Source organism: Novosphingobium sp., assembly GCF_027489515.1.
Taxonomy (GTDB): domain Bacteria; phylum Pseudomonadota; class Alphaproteobacteria; order Sphingomonadales; family Sphingomonadaceae; genus Novosphingobium.
In genome coordinates this window covers 46,380-61,995 of record NZ_JAIXZS010000052.1, presented here as the reverse complement: position 1 = coordinate 61,995, position 15,616 = coordinate 46,380, and the positions used below count along the sequence as shown (strand labels likewise).

The 15,616-nt window shown below is 66.0% G+C and carries 10 protein-coding genes; 5 read left to right on the top strand and 5 right to left on the bottom strand.

From position 1 onward, the window contains the following. Window positions 1-4: 4 nt before the first annotated feature. Window positions 5-2,407 (bottom strand): TonB-dependent receptor, encoded by a 2,403-nt coding sequence (locus Q0082_RS09120; protein ID WP_298191739.1) that lies wholly within the window; start codon window positions 2,405-2,407, stop codon window positions 5-7. Between the two features lie 197 nt (window positions 2,408-2,604). Between Q0082_RS09120 and Q0082_RS09115 the strand changes: the two genes are divergently transcribed. Continuing rightward, complete coding sequence (locus tag Q0082_RS09115; RefSeq protein WP_298191736.1) at window positions 2,605-4,050, top strand: M20/M25/M40 family metallo-hydrolase; 1,446 nt, start codon at window positions 2,605-2,607, stop codon at window positions 4,048-4,050. Window positions 4,051-4,054: 4 nt separating this feature from the next. Here Q0082_RS09115 and Q0082_RS09110 read toward each other — a convergent pair whose 3' ends face one another. Continuing rightward, the gene (locus Q0082_RS09110) at window positions 4,055-5,062 is read right to left on the bottom strand and encodes an NADP-dependent oxidoreductase (RefSeq protein ID WP_298191734.1); all 1,008 of its coding nucleotides are present in this window, start codon (window positions 5,060-5,062) and stop codon (window positions 4,055-4,057) included. Between the two features lie 172 nt (window positions 5,063-5,234). Here Q0082_RS09110 and Q0082_RS09105 point away from each other — a divergent pair, with 172 nt between their 5' ends. After that, on the top strand, window positions 5,235-5,999 hold the full coding sequence (locus Q0082_RS09105; RefSeq protein ID WP_298191733.1) for a DUF4197 domain-containing protein: 765 nt from the start codon (window positions 5,235-5,237) through the stop codon (window positions 5,997-5,999). A 16-nt stretch (window positions 6,000-6,015) separates the two neighbouring features. Here the strand turns inward: Q0082_RS09105 and Q0082_RS09100 are convergent, their stop codons facing one another. After that, the gene (locus tag Q0082_RS09100; RefSeq protein WP_298191731.1) at window positions 6,016-8,721 is read right to left on the bottom strand and encodes an EAL domain-containing protein; all 2,706 of its coding nucleotides are present in this window, start codon (window positions 8,719-8,721) and stop codon (window positions 6,016-6,018) included. Between the two features lie 160 nt (window positions 8,722-8,881). On the opposite strand from Q0082_RS09100, the gene Q0082_RS09095 reads away from it, so the two are divergent. The 3 genes from Q0082_RS09095 (at window position 8,882) to Q0082_RS09085 (ending at window position 12,588) form a co-directional block, all read left to right on the top strand. Further along, window positions 8,882-9,718: an alpha/beta hydrolase gene (locus Q0082_RS09095; protein WP_298191729.1), complete on the top strand. Its 837-nt coding sequence runs from the start codon at window positions 8,882-8,884 to the stop codon at window positions 9,716-9,718. 111 nt (window positions 9,719-9,829) lie between these two features. Continuing rightward, window positions 9,830-11,578, top strand: a complete 1,749-nt coding sequence (locus Q0082_RS09090; protein WP_298191727.1) for a D-aminoacylase — start codon at window positions 9,830-9,832, stop codon at window positions 11,576-11,578. Continuing rightward, the gene (locus tag Q0082_RS09085; protein WP_298191725.1) at window positions 11,575-12,588 is read left to right on the top strand and encodes an NAD(P)-dependent alcohol dehydrogenase; all 1,014 of its coding nucleotides are present in this window, start codon (window positions 11,575-11,577) and stop codon (window positions 12,586-12,588) included. Before Q0082_RS09090 ends, Q0082_RS09085 begins: the two co-directional genes overlap by 4 nt. 40 nt (window positions 12,589-12,628) lie before the next feature. Here Q0082_RS09085 and Q0082_RS09080 read toward each other — a convergent pair whose 3' ends face one another. Together Q0082_RS09080 and Q0082_RS09075 are read right to left on the bottom strand one after the other, a co-directional pair. Continuing rightward, entirely contained in the window at window positions 12,629-14,041 is a 1,413-nt protein-coding gene (locus Q0082_RS09080; protein ID WP_298191724.1) for a globin-coupled sensor protein, read from the bottom strand. Between the two features lie 120 nt (window positions 14,042-14,161). Then, the gene (locus tag Q0082_RS09075) at window positions 14,162-15,577 is read right to left on the bottom strand and encodes a globin-coupled sensor protein (protein ID WP_298191723.1); all 1,416 of its coding nucleotides are present in this window, start codon (window positions 15,575-15,577) and stop codon (window positions 14,162-14,164) included. Window positions 15,578-15,616 lie beyond the last annotated feature (39 nt).

The window sequence follows — 15,616 nt, the reverse complement described above, 5'->3', positions numbered from 1 at the left end:
CCCATCAGAAGCGCCGGCCAAGGCGCAGGCTCACGAAGCGGGGGCGCAGCGGGTAGACCACGATCGATCCGGGGCCGCAAATCGAGATCGAGCAGGTCACGCTGCGGCTCTGCTGCGCGCGCTTGTCGCCCACGTTTTCGACCGTGAGCGAGGCAGACCAGGTCTCGCGGCTCACACCCGCCGAAAGGTCTACCGTGGTGTAGGTCGGCTGGTGGCCGATCAGCCGCGCCTCCGCGACATCGAGCGAGGAGCTGACGCTCGATTGGTGGAAGGCGGCGGCCTGCATGAAGGCATCGAGCTTGCCGAGGCTGAACTCGTAGCGCGTCATCGCCGAAAGCTTGAAACGCGGGCTGCCGGCAAAGCGCGTGCCGGCGGGCGCGCGCAGTTCGTTCGGATTGCCCGAGGCGCTCGGGATCGTGCAATCGAACGCGGCATTGGTGTACTTGCACAAGTCGGTGGTAATTTCCGCATCCACCAGCGTGCCCGAAGCCTGGAAGGAGAGTCCGCGCATCGGCATGACGGTGAGATCCGCCTCGATCCCTTTCGAGCGCGCGCGGCCGGCGTTGACGATATCGGTGATCCCGTTCTGGTCGCTGGTCACCGCGAACTGCGCCTGATTGAGCTTTTCGAGGAACAGCGCGCCGTTGAACAGGACCTTGCCGCCCAGCCAGCTCGTCTTCCAGCCCACTTCGTAGTTGGTAAGCGTCTCGACCGCATAAGGCGGCGCCGTGGGGCGGCGGTTGATGCCGCCCGGGCGGAAGCCGGTGGACCATGTGGCATAGAGCAGCTTGCCCGGCGCCGCCTTCCAGCTGAGGTTCAGCTTGTGCCGCACGCCAGAGCCCGTCGCCTTGGTGTTGATGTTGTCGCAGGGGCGCTGCGTTCCATAGGCGCCCACGGTGCCGGGAAAGCACAGCGCCTCGCCCACCGCGCTGCGCGTCCCGTTGAAGCCGAAGAAGCCGATCACGTTGTTGTCGTACTTGTAGGCGCGCAGGCCCCCGGTGAGCGTGAGCGTCGGCACGATATCGAACGCGGCCTCGGCAAAGGCGGCGTAGTCGCGGTCGGTGCGGAACTGGATGTTGGCGTAGTTCACTCCCGGCAGCCCGGTGACGGACTGCGCATCGGCAAGGTTCGGCACGGTATAGAGGTTGCGCCAATTGTTGGTCTGGCGCTGGTAGAACAGTCCCGCCACGATCCGCAGCCGGTCGGTCGCGGGTGAGGCGATGCGCAGCTCGTGGCTCTGCTTGGTGAAGCGCTCGTCCTGGCTGACGATCTGCGCGGGGTTGATCAGCCGGCCAGCGTTGTCCTTGAAATTGTTGCCGAAATAGTCCGGCGTGCTGGCATAGTAGCTGTCATAGAGATAGGCGTAGTCCGAATAGTCGGACGTATAGGCCGCCTTGCGCTCGAAATAGGCGCCCGCGTAGGTGAGGTCGAACGAGCCGAGCTTGCCCTCGATCGCGAGGCTGGCCTGATACCACTCGTCCTTCTGTGCCTCGGGAAAGAAGCGCGTGGTCTTGAGATCGCCGACCGAGGGCTTGAACGCGAAGTTGCCGTTGGAGGTCTGGCGCTGGCCCATCACGCCGGCGGTCGCGGTCCAGTTGTCATCGAGATCGACCTTGAGCGCCGCCCGCCCGCCATAGGCCTCGACCGAGTTCTGATCCTTGCCGACGAGCTTGCGGTTGTCGCGCACCGCGCCCGAGGTTGGATAGGTCACGCCCTTCGGCGCGCGCACATTGTCGATATAGCCGCCGTCATACTGATAGAAGCCGACCACGCGCAGCGCCGCGTGGCTCGATAGCGGGATGTTGAGATAGCTTTCGGCGATGCCGCCGGGCATGCCGTGTGCCACCTTGTTGGCGGTGAGATCGACCGAGCCCGAGAACGCCTTGGTATCGGGCTTGTTGGTGATGATGCGCAAGGTGCCCGCCTCGCTGCTCGCACCGAACAGCGTGCCCTGCGGCCCCGCCAGCGCCTCGACCCGCGCGATATCGTAGATGTGGACGTCGAGCGTCGTGCCGATGGTGGTGACGGGCTGCTCGTCGAGATAGACGCCGACCGTGGGCAGCGATCCGGTCGAAAGCCGGTTGCCGTTGGAGAGCCCGCGAAAATAGACTTCGGCCTGGCCCGGGCCGTAGCTAGAATAGGAGACGCTGGGCAGGAACTTGGCGTAATCGTTGAAGGTGCGCACGTTGCGCGTCGCGAGCGCTTCGGTATTGAGCGCGACGATCGAGAGCGGCACGTCCTGAAGCTTCTGCGCACGCTTCTGCGCGGTCACAACGATCTCGCCGGGCGCGCCGGTGGCGGTGGAATCTTCCGAAGGTGGCGGTCCGGCGAGCACTTGCGCATGCACGTGCGCCACCGATGCGAAAGCCAGCAGGGACGCACCGCCCGCCCAAGTCCACCTGTCCATCTTCGCAGCCTTCCCCATAGGGTCCCCGAGGGATTAGTTAGCCGCGATGACGCTGCGATTACAGGGCCTTTGCGTAGCGACAAACACGCACAGCCTTCCAGGATCGCACCGTTCCGTCACAGGGCGATAGGCATGGACTTGAGCCCGACATGGTGGAACTAAGCGTCTGTCAGAAGCGCCAGCCGGAGATTGCATCCGTGACGACAAGGACCGTTCTCGCCGCCGCATTGGCGCTCGCCCCATTGGCGCTCACACTAACCCCCGTCGGCGCGCACGCGGCAGAAACCGCAGGTGCTCCAGCGCCGAGCGCTGGCCAGCTCGCCTTCCGCGACCTGTTCCGCGAGCTCGTCGAGACCGACACCTCGGTCGCCACCGGCAGTTGTACCGCGCTGGCGGGCAAGATCGCGGCCCGCTTCCGCGCCGCAGGCTTTGCCGAGGATCAGCTCGCCGCGTTTCAGGACCCTGCCTTTCCGCTCGACGGCGGACTGGTCGTCACCGTGCCCGGCACTTCGGCCAAGGCAAAGCCGATGCTGCTGCTCGGCCATATCGACGTGGTCAACGCGAGGGCCGAGGACTGGGTGCGGGGTCCCTTCCAGTTCATCGAGGAGGGCGGCTACTTCTACGGGCGCGGCACGTCCGACATGAAGATGCTCGATGCGATCTGGATCGACACGCTGATCCGGTTCAAGGCCGAAGGCTTCAAGCCGAAGCGCACGATCAAGCTGGCGCTCACCTGCGGCGAGGAATCGGGCGCGCGGATGAACGGCGCCAAATGGCTCGCCGAAAACCGGCCCGATCTGATCGCCGCCGCGTTCGCACTCAACGAAGGCGGCAACGGAGCGACCGATGCGCACGGCAAGGTGCTGAGCCAATCGATGCAGACGGCTGAGAAAGCCAACCGCAACTTCGAGCTGCAGGCGACCAATCCCGGCGGGCACAGCTCGATCCCGGTGGACGACAACGCGATCTACGAACTGTCGGACGCGCTGGCGCGCGTGCGGGCGCTGAAATTCCCGGTGCACTTCAACGATACGACGCGCACCTACTTCGCCAAGGTCGGCGCCGCGCGCACGGATGCGCTGGGGGCGGCGATGGTCCGCCTTGCTGCCGATCCGGCAGACCGCGAGGCGGAGCGGCTCGTGGCCAGCGACCGCACGCTGAATTCCATGCTGCGCACCACCTGCGTTGCCACGCTGCTGGAAGGCGGCCACGCGGCAAACGCCCTGCCCCAGCGCGCCAAGGCCAATATCAATTGCCGGATCGTGCCGGGCGAAGATGGTGACACCACCCGCGCCGCGCTGATCGAGGCGATCGGCGATCCGCGCATGACCGTTACCCCGGTCGGCCGCGTGCGACCGCTCGCCGTCCCGCCGCCGCTCGATCCGCGCATCATGGGTCCGGCGGAGAAACTCGTCGCGCGCCATTATCCGGGTGTGCCGCTGGTTCCCGCGATGATGACCGGCGCGACCGATGCGACGTACCTCGGCCCGCTGGGCATCCCCACTTACGGGGTGCCGGGTCCGCTCCTCGAACCGGACGGCAACGGACTCCACGGCCTCAACGAACGGCACTCGGTGGAAGGGGCCTACCGCGCGCGCGATTTCCTCCACGATCTGGTGAAGGTCTACGCCGCGCAGGAGTGAGCGATCAGGGCCGCACCAGCATGTTGCCGGTGTGGCCGCCCGCGAAGAGCAGCAGCAGCGCTTCGGCGAAATGGTCGATGCCGTCCACAACGTGCTCGGGCAGATCGATCTTGCCCTCCTGCATCAGCGCGGCAATCTCTGCCTTAGCCTCCGGGAAGCGCGCGGCGTGGTGGGTGACGACGAAGCCGCGCATCGTGGCATTGCGCTCGGCAAGCTTGAGGTAATTTCTGGGGCCGCGCACATTGCCGAGATCGGAATACTGCGAGATCGCGCCGCAGATCGCGATGCGCGCATCCGCCGGCGCAAGGTTTGCAAGCGCGACGTCGAGGATTTCGCCGCCGACATTGTCGAAGAACACGTCGATCCCGGCAGGCGCCGCCGCAGCCACTTCGGCAGCCAGATCAGCGTTCTTGTAGTCGATGGCGACATCCGCACCGAGCTTGCCCGTGAGGTAGCGGCACTTGTCCGGCCCGCCGGCAATGCCGATCACCCGGCCCCCGCGCGCCTTGGCAAGCATGACCACCATCGAGCCGACGGCGCCCGCCGCGCCCGATACCAGCACGGTATCGCCCGCCTTGACGTCTGCCACCGCGATCAGACCGACCCAGGCGGTGAGGCCGGTGGTGAGGCCGAGCGGGCCGACATAGTCAGCGGGCTTCAGGCTGTTCGAGAGATCGAGCCGGGTCATCGCCGCAGCAGGCACCAGCGCATGGGTCTGCGCGGCAAGCATCCCGTAGACCCAGTCCCCCACCGAGAGCGCGGGATCGGCGCTCTCCACCACCTGCCCCACGCCAAGCGCGCGGATCGTCGAACCAAGCGGCGCGGTCTCGTGGAAACTGCCCGGTGTCAGGGTCGTGCGGATCCACGCGTCCATCGAAAGGGTATCGACTTTCACGACCACATGCCCGGCGGGCACCTCGGTGATCTCGAGATCCTCGATCCCGAAATCTTCAGGCTGCGGCATCCCTTCGCGGTATTGCCGGATGAAGACGCGGCGGTTGGTGTGCGGCATCGAAAGGCTCCGTGGCGGGTGGTCGACACCCGTGGCTAGGTGGCGGGCGAAGGCATCGCCATTGCCATTTTGATTAGCCTGCCCCTTCGTCCCGAAACGGCTGGCAATGCCCTTGCCGAGCACGGCACGGCAGCGCAGACTGCAGCATGGGCAAAAGCTGGGGATGATGGCCGTGCGCACGAAGACAGTCTGGCTGGGAGCAACCGCCGCGGCGCTGGCTGCGGGAACGGCCTCGGCGCAATCGGCGCAGGATGCCGGCGCCCTGCTTGGGCGCATCCTGAGCTCGGGCACGGCCGCGCCCTCCGCGCCGACCACCGCCCCGCCGCCCGGCGTGACCAACTCCGAGGCCTCCAGCGGGCTCAAGCTCGCGCTGGGCAAGGCGGCGGAGCGGGTTGTGGCGCAGCTGGGCAGGCCTGGCGGATTTGCGGATGATCCGCGCGTGCGGATCGGTCTGCCGGGGCCGCTGGGCAAGCTGAACGGGCTGTTTTCGACACTCGACCGCGCCGGGGTGGGCGGCGGGCTGTCGGCCAAGCTCAACGCGGCGGCGGAAGGCGCGGTAGGCAAGGCGCTGCCGCTGCTCAAAACCGCGATCACGCGGATGACGGTGACCGACGCGCTCGGGATCGTGACAGGCGGCGACACTTCCGCCACCGACTATTTCCGCCGCACGATGGGGCCGGACCTGCAGCAGGCGATGACACCGGTCGTGTCGAAGTCGCTCTCGGGGGTAAAGGCGTTTCAGGCGCTCGACCGGTTCAGCGCGCAGAACAGCCTCATCGCCGGGCAGTTCGGCGCGCGGGACCTGACCGGCTATGTCACCGAAAAGGCAAGCGACGGGGTGTTTCTCTATCTCGGCGAACAGGAGCGCGAGATCCGGCGCAATCCGCTGGGAACCGGGAGCAAGCTGCTGGGCAGGATCTTCGGCAAAGGCGGCTAGGTCCTGGCTCTGGCCTTCACCCCACCTTGCGCTGATTGGCGAGCGGATCGGGGAGCGGCGCCAAGGTCGACCTGATCGCGACGGCGGCGATGCGGCCATCCTCGTCGAGGCGCAAGGGCTGCGAGAATTCGACACCCATGCGATCATCGCTCGCCCAGCGGCAGGTTGCCGTCACGGTGTGGCCGTCCGAGAGCTGGATGCGGAAGATCGTACCGGGCGGGACGTTCCACAGCCCTTCGATCAGTGCGCCAGTCAGCGACATGTTGCGCACCGTGCCGTTGTAGCGGTGGCCGCCGTGATCGAGCACCACGCGGCGCAGCATGGCCTGGCGCGAGGCGCGGGCCGAGCGCGGACCGCGGGCGATGGCCATGAGACCTGTGCCAAGGCGCGAAAGCGTGGCCGGCGCGGAGAGCGGGCGTTCGTAGATATAGCCCTGCACGTGGCTGCAGCCGAGCATGCGCACGAGATCGAGCTCGTCGAGCGTTTCCACGCCTTCCGCGGTGGTTTCCATGCCGAGCGCTTCGGCAAGGCTGACGATCGAGGAAATGATCGCGCCGTTGCGGCTGCCGGGCTGCGTCGCGCCGCGCACGAAGGACTGGTCGATCTTGATCTTGTCGAACGGCGCACGCTTCAGATAGCCCAGCGAGGAATAGCCGGTGCCGAAATCATCGAGCGCAAGGCGCACGCCAATGCCCTTGAGCGCGCGGAACATGGCCTCGGTCGCCTGGTCATCGCCGAGGAAGACGCTTTCGGTGATCTCGAGCTCCAGCCGGTCGGGATCGACACCGGCCGAAGCCAGCGCGCTGGTGACCATCGAGGGCAGCGCCGGATTGGCGAACTGCAGCGGCGAGACGTTGACCGCGACGCGCACATCGTCCGACCATTTGGCAAGGTCCTGGCAGGCGGTGCGCAGCGCCCATTCGCCGATCGAGACGATCAGCCCGGCATCCTCCGCGATCGGCACGAACTTGGCCGGCGAGATGAAGCCGTGCTGCGGATGGTTCCAGCGCAGCAGCGCCTCGAAGCCGGTGATCCGCTCTGTCGCGGTCTGCACGACGGGCTGGTAATAGAGCTCGAGATTGCCGTGGGTGATCGCGTCGCGCAGGTCTTCCTCGAGCTGGCGGCGCTCCTCGGCATCGCTGTGGAGATCAGCCGCGTAGAAGTGGTAGCGGCCGCGCCCGGCATCCTTGGCGGCATAAAGCGCAAGGTCGGCGTTGCGGATCAGCGCCTCGCTGGTCACGCCATCGTCGGGCGCAAGCGCGATGCCGAGTGAGGCACCGATCATCACGCGGCTGCCTTCGATCGAATAGGCCTGACTGAGCTGTTCGATGATCCGCTCGGCGAGATGGCCAAGCTGCTCGCGCGCGATCTTGCCGGCAAGGATGACCTGGAACTCGTCGCCACCGAGCCGCCCGACGCGGCCGACGGTGCCGATCACGCGCTCGAGGCGCTGTGCCACCTGCTTGAGGAGGGCATCGCCGGCCGGATGGCCGAGCGTATCATTGACCTGCTTGAAGCGATCAAGGTCGAGCAGGAACACGGCGCAGGCGCGGTGCTGCTCGCTCGGCGCGGTAAGGATCTTCTCCAGAGTCTGGGACATCTGGAAGCGATTGGAGAGGCCGGTCAGCGAATCGAAATGGGCCAGGCGCGAGGCGTGCTCCTGCGAGCGGCGCTTTTCGGTGAGATCGGTGCCCGAGCCGCGGAAGCCCTGAAAATTGTTGAAGGCATCGTAGGTCGGGCGACCGGTGACCGACCACCAGCGCTCCTCGTCATAGACCGCCGCGCGCACCGCCAGTTCGCTGAAGCTGGAACGGGCGGAGAGATGGAAGGCGAGCGTCCGTTCGCCCTCGCCCGATTTCTCCGAGAGGTTGAACAGTTCGGCAAAGGGGCGCCCGAGGCAGTCCTCGACCTTCTTGCCCAACACTTCGGCAACCGGGCGGGAAATGTAGGTGATGAGGCCGCGGCGGTCGGTTTCCCAGAACCAGCCCTGCCCGGTCTCCTCGTAATCGGCCAGGATCTCTTCGGCGCGGGTCTGGATGCGCACGCCTTCCTCGACCGCGAGCCGCACCTTCTGGTCGATCTCGCGCTGGCGCAGATAGGCCGCGACCGCAATCACCGCACCGATTACCAGCGAGAGGATGCCGCCGGCCGTGTTCGTTACCCAGGTGACGCCGGACCACAACGCGACTTCGGCGGTGAGCATGCCGGCCAGGCGGCCCGATTCGGTAACCGTTGCGAGCAGCGAAATGGTGACGAGCAGCGCCAGCGCCTGAACCCACGGGACCGTGCCGCTGTTCGCCCACAGGCCGATCGCGTAACCAAAGATAAAGAGGGGAATACCGATCGAGGCGCCCATCAGCGCCATGCGCACGGCGGTCGAGTGTTCGCGCCTTTCCTCGTAGGTCGAGGTGAAGCGTGCGACAAACAGCAGCGCCGACGCCAGTAGCGCAAGGAGCGGCGCAATGATCGGGCGGATGGTAAAGTTGGCAATGCTAAGGCCGAAGACGCCAAGCACCATCGGCAAGGCCATGTGCGGCCATTCGCGGGCGATCAGCCCCCGGCCGGGGCCGGTGCCGAAGAGGAACGCCGCGCCGGCCACGTCCGCACGGTTGATCGCCGCCGTCGGCAAACGCTCGCGGCGCCGCTGCGTCCGCGCGAAATCGCGCGCGACGCGCGTCGGTGCGGCCTGCGATGCGGCATTGTCCCCGGGCGTTTCGGTCATCAAACGTCAATTGCGCTTAACTGCTTTGAGAAACCGTTAAGCGCGCGCCCAGATCGGACCTTTTTTCCGCAGATTTCCTTAGGTTTGCTTTCACTGGTCTTGCCCAGATGCTAGGGGCGGCGCCGATCCGTTGTTTTACCAGATTACCCGGGGATTTCGCGTGGCAACGACTGCCAGCTTTTCGATGATCGGCGTTGCCGGACGGCGCCTTCGGGTCGGGCAGTGGCACGTGCAAGGCGCGCGGCATGCCCAGCCGGCAACGCGTGGCGCGTCCGCGCGGCCTGCGCTGCGGCCGCTGGTGATCCTCAGCGGCATCGGCATGAACATGGAAATGCTCGAGCCGATGGCGAGCCGCCTGCCGGACCGCAGGATCATCAGCTTCGACATGCCCGGCATTGGCCAGTCGCCCGATCCGATCTTTCCCTACACGATTCCGCATATGGCGCTCACACTGGCCGCGCTGCTCGATAGGCTGCGGATCGATAGCGTGGACCTGCTTGGCATCAGCTGGGGCGGCGCAGTGGTGCAGCAGTTCGCCTTCCAGCACCGCGCGCGCACCGGCAAGCTGGTGCTGGCGGCAACTTCAGCGGGCGGCACGATGATCCCGGGCAACACCTCGCTGCTGGGCCAGATGCTTGATCCGATGGAATATTCTGTCGAGAAGACGCTGCGCCGCAACCTTGCCATGTTCTACAACGGCGGCGGCGCGGACCGAGTTTCGCTCAATGCTGCCACGGCCCCTTCCCCGCTCGGCTGGAGCTGTCAGCTCGCCGCGTTTGCCGGTTGGAGCAGCGCGCCGTTTCTGCCGCTGCTGAGCATGCCGGTCATGGTGATGGGCGATGAAGACGACCAGCTGGTCCCGCCCGCGAACGCCCATTTCCTCCACAACGCCATTCCCGGCAGCACGTTGGAAATGACCGTGGGCGGCGGGCACTTGTTCATGCTGGCGCGTCCGGATGCCTTCATCGAGAAGCTGACCGGGTTTCTCGACGCGTAACGCGGCCCCAAGCAGGCGTTGACCGCAGCGTGATCCTCTGACTTAATCGGGCAGTTAAACGCGACGGCCTCCCGCGATGAGTCGGCCGCGCGGGGATAGAGGAGCCGAAAGATGCCGACCTATGACCTCATCGTACGGGGAGGTACCATCGTTGATGGTACAGGCCGTCCGCGTTTTACCGGCGATGTTGCCGTGCAGGGCGGTCTGATCGCCGCCGTTGGCAAGGTGTCGGGCGCGGCAAAGCGCGAGATCGACGCAGGCGGCAAGGTCGTCGCGCCGGGCTGGGTCGACATCCACACGCATTACGATGGGCAGGCGACCTGGGATCAGGAAATGGCGCCAAGTTCGTGGCACGGCGTGACGACGGTGGTGATGGGCAACTGCGGCGTGGGTTTCGCGCCTGCGGCGCCGGACCGGCATGAATGGCTGATCGGCCTGATGGAGGGCGTCGAGGATATCCCGGGCACTGCGCTGGCCGAAGGGCTCAAGTGGGACTGGGAAACCTTCCCCGAATACCTCGATGCGCTGGAGCGCCTGCCCCGCAGCGTCGACGTCGCCACGCAGGTTCCGCACGGCGCGGTGCGCGCCTATGTGCTGGGTGATCGCGAACAGCCAGGCGCTATTCCGACCGATGAAGATATTGAAAAGATGGCGAAAATTGTAGAGGACGGGGTCCGCGCCGGCGCTCTCGGCTTCTCCAGCAGCCGCACGATCATCCATAAGAGTAAAGATGGTGAAGTTGTCCCCGGCACCACCGCGACGGCAGACGAACTCATCCGCATCGGCCGCGCGATGGGCCGCGTCGGCCACGGCGTGTTCGAGATCGCCAGCGACATGAAGCGCGAGTGGGACGAGTTCGGCTGGATGGGCGCACTCAGCCGCGAAACCGGCCTTCCCGTCACCTTCGCGGCACTGCAGTCGATCGCCAAGGAGCTGCCGCTTTCGGAGCAGATCGAGGAAATGACCCGCCAGAACGCGGCAGGCGCCAACATCGTCGCGCAGATCGCGCTGCGCGGCAACGGCATCGTGATGAACTGGCGCGGGACGGTACATCCCTTCATGTTCCGGCCGACCTGGGCCGCGCTTGCGGCGATGCCGTGGGAAGACCAGCTCATCCACCTCGCCGATCCGGTGTTCAAGAACATCATCCTCTCGGAGAAGAACGTCTACCCCGATACCGACATCGTCCACCTCTACCGCGTGATCGGCGAAGGTTGGGCCAACCAGTACGAGATGGACGGCGAGTTCGATTACGAGCCCCAAGCCGAGGCGAGCATCGCCGCGCGCGCGGCGGCCAAGGGCGTTTCGGCGGAGAGCTATGCCTACGACCTGATGCTGGCGGATGAGGGCACCGGCTTCATCTACCTGCCGATCCTCAACTATGCCGATGGCAACCTCGATTTCCTCGAGGAACTGCAGGCGCGCGACGACTGCGTGAACTCGCTTTCGGACGGCGGCGCGCATTGCGGCACGATCTGTGATGCGGCCTCGCCCACCTTCATGCTCCAGCACTGGGTGCGCGATCGCAAGCGCGGGCAGCGGCTCAGCCTCGAGCAGGCGGTGAAGCGCCAGTGCCACGATACCGCGCGGCTCTATGGCATGAACGACCGCGGCGTGATCGCGCCGGGCGCGCTCGCCGACCTCAACGTGATCGACATGGAGGCGCTGAAGCTCGGCAAGCCGTGGCTGGCGTTTGACCTCCCGGCGGGCGGCAAGCGGCTGCTGCAGAAGGCGGATGGCTATCTCTACACGATCAAGTCCGGCGAAGTGACCTTCGAGAACGGCACCTGGACGGGTGCAGTACCCGGCGTGCTGGTGCGCGGGCCGCAACAGGCCGAAATGCTGGAGGCCGCAGAATGAGCAATGCCGCGATCCGCATCGGCGCCCCGGCGACCCTCGACAGCCTCTATCTCGATCAGCTCCCCGATTGCGGCGATCCCGGTCCCGGCGAGATCCGCGTGCGGCTGCGCGCCTCCTCGCTCAATTTCCATGACTTCGCGGTGGTCACGGGCATGCTGCCCGCCCCCGCCGGGCGCATTCCGATGTCGGACGGCGCCGGCGAAGTCGTGGCGGTGGGCGAAGGCGTGACTGGCTACGCACCCGGCGATCTCGTCGTGTCGACCTTCTTCACCAACTGGGACGACGGAACCCCGCCCGCAACCGCCTTCACCACAGTGCCGGGTGATGGGATCGACGGCTATGCGCGCGAAGAAATCGTCGCCTCAGCCAATTGGTTTACCCGCGTGCCCAAGGGCTATTCCGCCGCCGAAGCGGCCACCCTGACGTGTGCGGGGCTGACTGCGTGGCGGGCGCTGTTCGTGGACGGTGTGGTCAAGCCCGGCTCGACCGTGCTGGTTCAGGGCACCGGCGGCGTGTCGGTCTTTGCGCTCCAGTTTGCCAAGGCGGCGGGCGCGCGAGTCATCGCGACCAGCTCATCCGATGCCAAGCTCGAGCGGATGCGCGCGCTCGGGGCAGACGAGCTTATCAACTACAAGGACGTCCCGGCCTGGGGCGTTAAGGCGCTTGAGCTGACCGGCGGCGCAGGCGTGGACTGCGTTGTCGAAATCGGCGGCGCGGGCACGCTGGATCAGTCGATGATGGCGAGCCGCGTGGGCGGCCATGTCGCGCTGATCGGTGTGCTGGCGGGCTTTGCCGGGCCGGTGCAGACCGCGCTGCTGATGGCGAAGAACCTGCGCGTGCAGGGGCTGACCGTCGGCTCACGCGCGATGCAGCTCGACATGATTGCCGGGGTGGAAGCCAATGGCATCAGGCCGGTGATCGACAGCCACTTCCCGCTGGCGGGCCTCGCCGATGCCTTCCGGCATCAGGCGAGCAACACCCACTTTGGCAAGATCGTCGTCGATATCTGAAGCGATGCCATCTGCTGCATTGGGGCGCGCTGCCTGAAGGTCAGGCAGCGCGCTTCAGCACATGCAGCTTGTTCGCGTTTTCCAGTTTGAAGAAGCTGACGAGGCTCGCCATGCGGTCGGCTTCGCTTGCGAGGCTGTTGGACGCGGCGCTCGCTTCCTCGACCATGGCGGCATTCTGCTGAGTCATGCGGTCGAGTTCGCGCACCGTCTCGCGCACGTCGCTGATGTTGGTCGCCTGCTCGCTCGCCGCGCTGGCGATCGTGCTGGCAAGCGCGGCCACTTCGCCCACCTTGTTGACGATACGCGCAAAGGTATCGCCGGTCTGGCCGACCAGTTCGACCCCGCGCTCGACCTGGCTCGCGCTCTCGCTGATCAGCTTCTTGATATCGAGTGCCGCATCAGCCGAGCGTTGGGCCAGCGCCCGCACTTCGTTGGCAACTACGGCGAAGCCGCGCCCGGCCTCCCCGGCGCGCGCCGCTTCGACGCCCGCGTTGAGGGCGAGGAGGTTGGTCTGGAAGGCAATGCCGTCGATCAGGGCGATGATCTGGCCGATCTCCTGTGCGGAATCGCGAATATCGCGCATGGCGCCGACGGCATCCTCGACAACCGCACCGCCTGCCTGCGCCTCGGTGTGGGCCTGCGCGATCGAATCATGCATGTGCGCTGCGTCCTTGGCGGTGCGCGCCACGGAATCCGAAAGATTGGCGGTTGCGGCTGAGGCCTGTTCGAGGCTGGCGGCCTGCTGCTCGGTCCGGCGGGAGAGATCGAGCGAAGCCTGGCGAATATCGCGCGCGCCCACATCGACCGCTTCTGACGCCGCCCCGGTCTGCAGCAGCGTTTCGCCAACCTTCCGGCGCATCTCCTCGAAATCGTGATGAACCTCTTCATAGCCGGGCCCGAGTGCTTCGAGCGGCGTCGAGAAATCGCCCTGGGCCATGCGGCGCAGCGCGGTGCCAAGCGTCTCGGTCACCAGCGCGCGCGCCTTCTTCTCGGCAGCCTCGAAGTAGGTCGAGAGCGCAATGTCCATGTCGAGCATGGCCATCTTGATCAGGGTCCCGATGATCCGCGCCTGGCGGCGGCCCATCACGCCCGACATCGCGACAACGACTTCATCGAGCACAGCCGCATAGGCGCCGATGTAGAACTGCGGTTCCAGCCCGATGCGCGAGTGGACATGGCCGATCTTGGCACCGCTTTCGAAGGTATGCGCATCGACCCGGCGCGAGAACATTTCCGCCCAGTGCTCAAGCTGCTTGGCCTTGGCGTGATCCATCATCGCGCGCGAAGAGAAGAAGCCGGCGGTCTCAGGCGTCGCCGCGATCTGGCGATAGAGCCGTTCCAGCGCAGCCGGTGCGTGACGTTTGATCTGCCGGCCCGCTTCCGCAAAACGAGCTGTATCATCTTCTGCAATGTTGAAGAACGCGACTTTGCGGCTGACGTCTTGGTGATCCATGCGGCTCCCCCCGGGGGTTGAATTGCCCCCCGTTGGTATTGGCAAAGTCCTGCCATGATGGATCGTTCGGCTTCGGGGAAAACCCGGAGTGGACCAAATCAGTCGGATTAAGGAATTAAATCAAGCCGCTTGCATGAGGAGGGGTGCGCCAGGGGGCTTTCGATCCTCCAGCGCGAAGCGCCCGACCAGCGCGGCCATGCGGTCTGCCTCGCCAGCAAGGTTGCGCGAGGCGGCCGTCGCCTGTTCCACCATCGCCGCATTCTGCTGGGTCATGACATCAAGTTCGCGAACAGTCTCGCGAACGTTGCCGATATTGGCGGCCTGCGCGCTGGCAGCGGAGGCAATGTTGCTGGCAAGGCTGGCAATCTCGCCCACCTTGCCGACAATACGCGCAAAAGTATCACCGGTCTGGCCGACCAGTGCGACGCCGCGCTCGACCTGCAGCGAGCTCTGGCCGATCAGGGTCTTGATATCGAGTGCGGCTTCGGCGGAGCGCTGGGCGAGCGCCCGCACTTCATTCGCGACCACGGCAAAGCCGCGTCCCGCGTCTCCCGCCCGCGCCGCCTCGACCCCGGCATTCAGAGCCAGCAGATTGGTCTGGAACGCGATCCCATCGATCGTAGCAATGATCTTGCCGATTTCCTGCGCGGAATCGTGAATGTCGGTCATCGCATGGACTGCTTCCTCGACCACACTGCCGCCGGCCTGGGCGTCGCCGTGCGCGGCTTGCACCGAATCGTGGAGATGGGCGGCGTCACCCGCCGTGCTACCGACGCTGGCGGCGAGCGAAGTCATCGCGGCGGAAGCTTCCTCGAGGCTGGCAGCCTGCTGTTCGGTGCGGCGCGCCAGATCGTCCGAGGCCTGGCGGATTTCCTGAGCGCCGAGGTCGACCGCGTGAGAGGTCTGCGCCACATCGCCGAGCGCGCTGCCGACCTGCGCGCGCATGGTCTCGAAATTGTGATGGATCGCAGCAAACTCTGGCGGCAGCTGTTCGAGTTTGGTGCCGAAATCGCCGTCGGTCATGCGCTGGAGCGCGGCGCCGAGCGCATCGATCACCGCGCTGCGGCGCTCTTCCTCGACGGCGAAGTAGGTCTCGACCGCGATCTCCATGTCGAGCAGCGCCATCTTGACCAGCGTGGCGATGCGCTTTGCCTGTCCACGCGCGAGGGGGCCGGCCATCTTCCCGATGATCGGGCCAAGGACGCTTGCATAGGCGCCGATATACCACTGCGGCGAGAGGCCGATGCGGGCATGGACCTTGCCGACCTTCTCAGCGCGCTGGAAGTATTCTGCCGTGGCACCACCGGAGAACAGCGCATGCCAATGCTCGATCTGCTTGATCCGCGCAGACTCCATGGCAGCCCGCGACGCAAAATGGCGTGCCGTCTCGGGCGTCGCGGCAATGCGATCATAGAGGCCGTCTAGCGCCTTGGGACCCGCCGACGCGACAGCCTTGCCAATGGCGGGGAACTGGACGCGATCGTCCTGTCCGATCGAAAAGAAGGCAAGCTTGGCAGCAATATCGCTCGGTTCCATGGGTCTGTCCTCATTAGAAAACGACCCAGCAATATTACG

What these genes read in the sequence shown, in the direction of transcription:
- Q0082_RS09120 (WP_298191739.1), bottom strand. Translation starts at nt 2,407, where the DNA reads ATGGACAGGTGGACTTGGGCGGGCGGTGCGTCCCTGCTGGCTTTCGCA.
- Q0082_RS09110 (WP_298191734.1), bottom strand. Translation starts at nt 5,062, where the DNA reads ATGCCGCACACCAACCGCCGCGTCTTCATCCGGCAATACCGCGAAGGG.
- Q0082_RS09100 (WP_298191731.1), bottom strand. Translation starts at nt 8,721, where the DNA reads ATGACCGAAACGCCCGGGGACAATGCCGCATCGCAGGCCGCACCGACG.
- Q0082_RS09090 (WP_298191727.1), top strand. Translation starts at nt 9,830, where the DNA reads ATGCCGACCTATGACCTCATCGTACGGGGAGGTACCATCGTTGATGGT.
- Q0082_RS09085 (WP_298191725.1), top strand. Translation starts at nt 11,575, where the DNA reads ATGAGCAATGCCGCGATCCGCATCGGCGCCCCGGCGACCCTCGACAGC.
- Q0082_RS09080 (WP_298191724.1), bottom strand. Translation starts at nt 14,041, where the DNA reads ATGGATCACCAAGACGTCAGCCGCAAAGTCGCGTTCTTCAACATTGCA.
- Q0082_RS09075 (WP_298191723.1), bottom strand. Translation starts at nt 15,577, where the DNA reads ATGGAACCGAGCGATATTGCTGCCAAGCTTGCCTTCTTTTCGATCGGA.